Here is a 7,152-nt window from a genome sequence, read left to right on the forward strand (position 1 = left end):
AAAATCTATTTTCATCCGAACGAAAGCGAATAGCTCTCAGCGAACAGCTCAAGAAACCGGTTCGCGGAAGCCCACCCAGGTGAAGCGCTTAATCACGAACTCGGGGTTGGTAAACGAGGCGTTACCGGCCGGATTACCGCCCGTCACGTGGAAGTCGGAGAAGCCCGCGTTCTGGTTCACGTAGATGCCGCCGGTCAGGTTGAAGCTTACCGGCGTGCCGGCCAGGCTCATTTCGTCCATGATCTGCTCCTTGATGTCGGGGTCGGTGGTGTAGGCGCCGCAGGAAATGGCGCCGTGCTCGCGGGCCAGCTGGGCGGCCAGCCGGATGCTCTCCTGGGTGTTCTGGGTTTTGATCACCAGCATAATAGGCCCGAACAGCTCCTGGCTGAACTGCTCCACCCGGCTGGCATCCAGTTCATGAATGCTCGTGGAGCAGGTCCGCGCGTTCTGGAACACGGGGTTGTCTACGGTGCCGTGGGCCAGGATGCTGCGGCCCCCGTCGAAGGCCAGCTGCTGCACCCGCTCCTGGGTGGCGGCGCTCTGAATAGCGCCCAGCACGTGCGGGCCGGCCTTGGGGTTCTGGGCCAGGCCCGTTACGGCGGCCGAGAGCTTCTGCACCACGTCCTCGTAGGGCACCAGTTCGCCGGCCACGGTCACACCATCCTGCGGAATGAAGAAGTTCTGGGGGGCCGTGCACATCTGCCCCGAGTACAGGCTCACGGAGAAAGCCAGGTTCTGGGCCACCTTGTCGAGGTCGGCACAGGAATCCAGGATGATGGAGTTGACGCCGGTTTTCTCGGTGAACACCGTTTTGCCCTTCAGGCCTTCGATGTACTCGCCGAAGGCCGAGCCCCCGGTGTAGTCGATGAGTTTTACGGCGGGGTTTTCGGCCAGCTCCTTGGCAATCAGGCGGTCGTCGGCATCCACGGCCAGCTGGCAGATGCGCGGGTCGAGGCCGTGGGCGGCCAGCACCTTCTGCACCTCGGCCACCACAATAGCAATGGGCAGCACGGCCTTGGGGTGGGGCTTGATGATAACCGGGTTGCCGGTTACCAGCGAGGCATACATGCCGGGCACCGTGTTCCAGGTCGGGAACGTGGAGCAGCCGATAACCAGGGCCACGCCCTTGGGCACGGCCCGCCAGGTTTTGTTGAGCGTGATGTTGTACTTGCCCATGGGCTTCTCCCAGCGGGTTTCCTCCGGGAAGCGGGTCTGCTCCTCGTAGCCAGCGGCAATGGCTTCCAGGGCGCGGTCGGCGGCGTGGGGGCCGCTGGCCTGGAACGACATCATGTAGGCCTGGCCGGTGGTGTGCATGGTGGCGTAGGCAATTTCAAAAAACCGCTCCTTCATGCCTTCCAGGCTCTCGGTGAGCAGGGCCGCGCGCTGGGCCGGCTTCAGCTTGCGCCACTGCCCAAACACTTCCTGGGCGTTGGCCACCAGCGTATCGGGGGCGAAAAACGGATAAGTGGTGCCCAGGGGCTGCTGCTCGTAGGGGCTTTCCTCCTGGCCGGCCCAGGCGGTGGGCTCGCCCTGCTGCAACTCGGTAAAGCGTTGGTTGCGGTGCGTTTTGAATTTCTCGCGCCCTTCCTTGTCGGCATCAGCCCCGTAGATGTCGGGCGAGGGGTTTTCGGGGAAGGCGGCGAAGAACGTACGGCCGTGCAGGGCCGCTACGGCCGCGTCGAGGGTAGCCTGGTGCTTCTGGGTGGTTTCGGTGGTCATAAGTAGGAGTGGGATGGGAAAATGAAGTTCGGGCGAAGGGCGGCCCCGCCCGGCGTGGTAACAGGAAAGCGCAGCCCTTGGCAAGCAAAACCAACGCGTTAGTCGAAACATCCGTTTTCCAGGGGGCCAGCGGGCTTCGAAGTGGCTAAATTTACGTAATCACCCCCGAACCGTTCCGCCCAAACCTCTTAGGGGTGCTACTGCGTTTGTACTGATGCTGTTATGGCCGGCAACGTGCTGGCGCGCCATAGCTGGCGGCTCCTTTTCTCTTCGCCTCTCCCCATGCTGCTACCCTTATTCCGGACTGTATTTTTCTGTGCGCTGCTGCTAGGCGGTGGTTTCGGGCTGACGCTGCCCGCCCGGGGGCAAACTGGTCCGCCGCCCGCCAAAACGGTGCTGCCAGGCCGCCTGGTGTTTAAGCTCCGGCCGGGCACCACCACCTTCCCCCCTGCCCTCACGGCCACGCTGCTCCGCCTGGGCGCGGGGGCGGCCCAACCCAAATTCCCGCACAGTCGCCCCCCGGGTCCCGACCAGCCCGAAGCGGTGAACCTGGGCCTGATCTACCAGGTGCAGCTGCCGGCCAGCGTAGGCGTGGAAGCCGCCGGCCAGGCCCTGCGCAAAACCGGCGCCGTGGACTACGCCGAGCCGCTCTATGGCTACCCGGTGCTGGAGCAGCCCAACGACCCACTGGCCGACTCCACCCGGGCCGGGGGCCAGTACCACCTCAAAAACATCCGGGCCTACCAGGCCTGGGACGTGACCAAGGGGGATACCAGCCTCGTTATCGGTATCATCGACGGTGGCACCCGCCTCACGCACGAAGACCTGGCCACCCAGTTTCAGCCCAACCGCCAGGACCCGGTGGATGGCCTCGACAACGACGGCGACGGGTACGTGGATAACTACGCGGGCTGGGACTTCGCCGATAACGACAACAACCCGGTGCGGGAGCCGGGCAGCGTGCACGGCATTCTGGTGGCCGGCTGCGCCGTGGGGGCCACCAACAACGGCAAGGGCATTGCCGGCGTGGGCTACCACTGCCGGTTTTTGCCCCTGAAAATATACCCGAGCACACCCACCGGCTCGTTCGGGGGCTACGAGGCCATTGTGTACGCCGCCGACCACGGCTGCCGGGTCATCAACCTTTCCTGGGGCGCGCCGGGGGGCTATTCCCAGTACGAGCAGGACGTTATCACCTACGCCGCCATCAACCAGGATGTGGTAGTGGTAGCCGCCGCCGGCAACACCCCCGCCGACCTCGACTTTTACCCCGCCAGCTACGCGCACGTGCTGTCGGTGGCTACTACTTCGGCCACCGACGAGCGGAGTGCTAATGCCACTTACAGCCGCCGCGTCGATTTATCGGCCCCCGGGGTGCAGATTCTGACCACGTTCGGCAACACCGATTCCGACTATATCGCCGTGGGCGGGTCTTCGTTCGCGGCCCCGCTGGTGGCGGGCGCGGCCGGCCTGGTTCGCACCCGGTTTCCGCAGTTTACGGCCGCCCAGGTAGCCGCCCAGCTCCGCCGCACCACCGACAACATTGATGCCCTGCCGGGCAATGCCGCCTACGCCGGCTTGCTCGGCTCAGGCCGCCTGAACGTTTACCGGGCCGTAACGGAAACTCAGCATTCGGCCCGCATTCAGCAAACCGACTATGCCCCCGAGCGCTACGCTTACGGGGCCGGCGACACGCTCCGCCTGAGCGTGCGCGTGCAGAACCTGTTGCAGCCGCTCAGCAACCTGAGCGTCACGCTCACCTCCCTCTCCGCTCACCTGCTTGTGCGCCAGGGCACGTTTGCGGTGGGGCCGCTGGCTACGCTGGAGCAACGCGCCAATACCAGCGCCCCTTTCCGGCTGGCCGTGGCTGCCACCGTCCCACTCAACACCCGGGCCGTGCTCCGCTTCCGTTTGCAAGACCCGGCCACCGGCTACCAGCAGGATCAGTACGAAACCGTGCTGCTCAATCCCAGCTACGTGGTGGTGGCCGCCAACAACCTGAGCCTGACCCTGACCGGCCGGGGCAACATCGGCTACGAAGGGCTGAACACGGCGGTGGGCCAGGGCGTGAGCTACCGCCAGGGGCCACCGCTGCTGGCCGAGGGCGGCCTGCTGCTGGGCACTTCTGCCACCCGCGTTTCCGATAACGTGCGCACGGTCCCGGGGATGAGTAATACGGACTTCGCGACCCTGGCGGCGGTGGCTTACCTGCCCACGCCGCCCCGCGCCGACCAGGAGGCCGTGGGGGTGCTGCGCGATGCCCTGCCCACCATGGCCCAGCCCCGGGCCGTGGGCGTGCGTATCCGCCAGCACGCCTACGCCTGGGCCGCCGCCTCGCACCAGGACTACGTTCTGCTGGAGTATCGGCTGACCAACCTTACCGCCGACACCCTGCGGCCTCTCCACCTGGGGCTGTTCATGGATTGGGACCTGCCCGGCGAGGCGGCCCGGAACGTGGCCGCCTGGGATGCTTCCCGCCAGCTCGGCTACGTTTTCGACCCGGCCGCCCCCCGCCAGTACGCCGGGGTGCAGCTGCTGGCCGGCGGCGCGGCCACGGCCTACGCCATCGACAACCAGGCACCGGCCGGCACCGAAATCCGGCTGGCCGATGGCTTCAGTACCCCCGAGAAATGGCTGGCCCTCAGCAGCGGCACTACCCACGCGGCCAGCAGTCCGGCCGGAGGTACCGATGTGTCGCAGGTAATCGGGGCGCGGCTGCCCTACCTGGCACCCGCCGATTCGGCCACGGTGGCCTTCGCCGTGCTGGCGGCCCCTTCACTGGCCCAATTACAGGCCGCCGCCGATGCCGCCCGTGCCCACTACCAACAGGTGTTGCCGGTACGGGCCGCCGCGCCGCTGGCCGGCGTGGTGCTCTACCCCAATCCGACGGCCGGCCTGTTGCGGCTCACCCTGCCGGCTGGCCCGACTTCTGTGCAGGTGCTCTCGGTGCTGGGGCAGGAGTTGGGCACGTATTCGCTGAATCAACGAGCGGCTACACTAGACCTAAGTCCATACCCGGCTGGAGTCTATCTGATCCGCATCCGGAACGACCGGGGCGCGGCCACTTACCGCGTAGTCCGGCAGCCCTGATTCAGTTGCTTTTTCAACTACCCTGTTTAGCTATTATAGATATTTATAGATAATTAATATATAGTATAAAATCATTTTATGAAATTCATCAATATGGACCTCATCCCAATATCGAGTCTTTATTGACTGAATTTCATTGGTTTCAGATGAAAAATTACAACTAACTTAGTTAGTAAAAAGCATCAATATTCGTACCTTTACATATGTCCAAAACCAAGCTTCCTATTCCTCTCCCGGTGCAGCAGTACGCGCGTTGCATTGATGCCCACGGACGCCCCGCCGACCACATCGGCGACTGGCCCGCCGCCGGGCAGGTATACCCTATTGAAATGCGGTGCAACGCCCGTACCGGCCAGGTGCAGGTTCACGTGCTGGGCTTCTACGCCGAGCGGCCCTACGGGGCCTTCGCCCGTCGGCGCTTCGAGCCCGTGGCCCAACTCTGGCTGAACTAGCCGCTTTTTTCACCCTTTGGCAGGCTGCTTCCGGAAACCGCTCCGGAGGCAGCCTTTTTTTGCGGGCCGCCGGGCCTGCCACAGCGCTTTATTCCCCGAAAAAGCCGTCGTACCCTTGAGCCTATTCAAGGGTACGACGGCTTACCACGCCAACTGAAGCTACTTTTTTCGGTGCTTGTTTAGAGCCGCTCCGATTCGTCTTTACCCTGCCTGGCAATTTCCTCGGCGGGGCTTTCGCCTTCCTCGTACACAAATAAGGGCTGGTCGCTCAGGTTATAGATGGCCTGAATATCGTGCAGCATCTTTTCGTAATCCAGCTTCAGATCTTTCAGCAAACCGGTTTTCAGGTCGAACACCCAGCCGTGTACTGCGGGCTGCTGCCGCTTGAGGTAGCTTTTCTGCACTACCGCCGTTTTGAGAATGTTGGCGCACTGCTCCTGCACGTTCAGCTCTACCAGCCGGTCGTAGCGGGCGTCGGCGTCGGCAATGGCATCCAGCTCCACATGGTGCAGGCGGTACACGTCGCGGATGTTGCGCAGCCAGGGGTTCAGAATCCCCAGATCCTGGGCCTGCATGGCGGCTTTCACGCCCCCGCAGCCATAGTGGCCGCACACCACAATGTGCTTGACGTGCAAGTGGGCCACGGCGTACTCAACCACCGACATAGCGTTGAGGTCGATGTTGATGACCAAGTTGGCCACGTTGCGGTGCACGAATACTTCCCCGGGGGCCAAACCCATGAGTTCCTCCGCCGTTACGCGCGAGTCGCTGCACCCGATGTAGAGGTAGTCTGGCTTCTGGTCGGCGGCCAGGCGCTGGAGGAAGTCGGCGTTGGTAGCCGTATTCGCGGCCACCCACTGGCGGTTGTTGTCGAAGATTTCGTCGTACGTTGTCATAAGAAGTTCCTGCGTTTTTGCGCCCGTCCAGATGCACGGCCGTATGTTTTTGTGGCTAAGCTAACCCGGTTTCAGCGATACTGCCAGAAGATACCGAAGTCGAAGGGCGTCCAGAGCGCCGCTTTCTGGCCCGCGACCTTAAGGCCTTCATTTGCCCAGGTGTTGCAGGTATAAAACAGGTTGTAGGTGCGGCGGGCTTCGTAAAAAGCATCGTGCCGGCCGTAGCTGTGGCCGGCAATGTGCTGGGGCCGGCCAGCGGCCCCGGGGGCAAAGCTGGCCTGAATGAAATGAATCAGGCGGGCATATTCGGCGGGCGTCAGACTCAGGCGCACGCAGTCTTCGCCTACGGCGGGCCGGTGGTGGAAGGTGGTGTGCATGGCCGTGCTGCTGAGCCAGAACATGGCCTTCAGGCCGGTGCTGAGCTTGAGCTCGGCCCAGGTGGGCGTGTCGAGGTAGAACCCCTTATCGCCCCACCCAAACCCGATAAACTCCCGGCTCTGGTCGGCGGCGGGCGTATCGGCGTAAGGCAGCAGGCGCGACCAGTCGATCTGGCGGGTACGTACGGGCACTACCAGGTCGGTGTGCACGCCGTTGGAGAGGATATAGGCTTCAATGGGTTCCTCACCGGGGGCTAGCCCGGCTTGCCCGCCGGCCACCGGAACAACCGACAGCGCGGCCGAAGCCACCAGGTAGAGCGCCACCGTGCCCACCACGCCGCCACCTGCCCAGGCCAGGGTTTTTGCTGCTTTCTTGATCAGATCGGACGTATTCATGCGGGACAGAAGGTTACGGGTTGGGCTCCCTATACGCAGCCTACCCGAAAAAGCTGGCCTACGGGGCGGGGCACCAGGGCAAACGCATGAAGCCTACGTGAGGATTTGTTTGAGGTAGTGAATGTCGTAGGCCGCTTTCACGCGCCGTTTAGCCAGACTTAAGCCGTCGCGTTGTTGGGTGAGCACTTGCAGGGTGAGCTTGCGCAAAGTAGCCAGGTTTTC

The 7,152-nt window shown here is 63.4% G+C and carries 5 protein-coding genes; 2 read left to right on the forward strand and 3 right to left on the reverse strand.

Translation table 11 applies throughout. From position 1 onward, the window contains the following. Positions 1 to 48 precede the first annotated feature (48 nt). Complete coding sequence (gene paaN / locus D0T11_RS10055) at positions 49 to 1,719, reverse strand: phenylacetic acid degradation protein PaaN (RefSeq protein WP_119655655.1); 1,671 nt, start codon at positions 1,717 to 1,719, stop codon at positions 49 to 51. Positions 1,720 to 2,001: 282 nt separating this feature from the next. On the opposite strand from paaN, the gene D0T11_RS10060 reads away from it, so the two are divergent. Continuing rightward, positions 2,002 to 4,809 carry a S8 family peptidase gene (locus tag D0T11_RS10060; protein ID WP_182888329.1) on the forward strand — a complete coding sequence of 936 codons (2,808 nt, stop codon included), beginning with the start codon at positions 2,002 to 2,004 and terminating at the stop codon, positions 4,807 to 4,809. A 203-nt stretch (positions 4,810 to 5,012) separates the two neighbouring features. Next, positions 5,013 to 5,261, forward strand: a complete 249-nt coding sequence (locus D0T11_RS10065; RefSeq protein ID WP_119655657.1) for a hypothetical protein — start codon at positions 5,013 to 5,015, stop codon at positions 5,259 to 5,261. Positions 5,262 to 5,440: 179 nt separating this feature from the next. On the opposite strand, the gene D0T11_RS10070 is transcribed toward D0T11_RS10065, so the two are convergent. Both D0T11_RS10070 and D0T11_RS10075 read right to left on the reverse strand, forming a co-directional pair. Continuing rightward, entirely contained in the window at positions 5,441 to 6,157 is a 717-nt protein-coding gene (locus D0T11_RS10070) for a carbonic anhydrase (protein WP_119655658.1), read from the reverse strand. Between the two features lie 71 nt (positions 6,158 to 6,228). Further along, the gene (locus tag D0T11_RS10075; protein ID WP_119655659.1) at positions 6,229 to 6,930 is read right to left on the reverse strand and encodes a TIGR02117 family protein; all 702 of its coding nucleotides are present in this window, start codon (positions 6,928 to 6,930) and stop codon (positions 6,229 to 6,231) included. Positions 6,931 to 7,152 lie beyond the last annotated feature (222 nt).

Origin of the sequence: Hymenobacter rubripertinctus (assembly GCF_003583925.1) — a bacterium.
GTDB classification, from domain to species: Bacteria; Bacteroidota; Bacteroidia; order Cytophagales; family Hymenobacteraceae; genus Hymenobacter; species Hymenobacter rubripertinctus.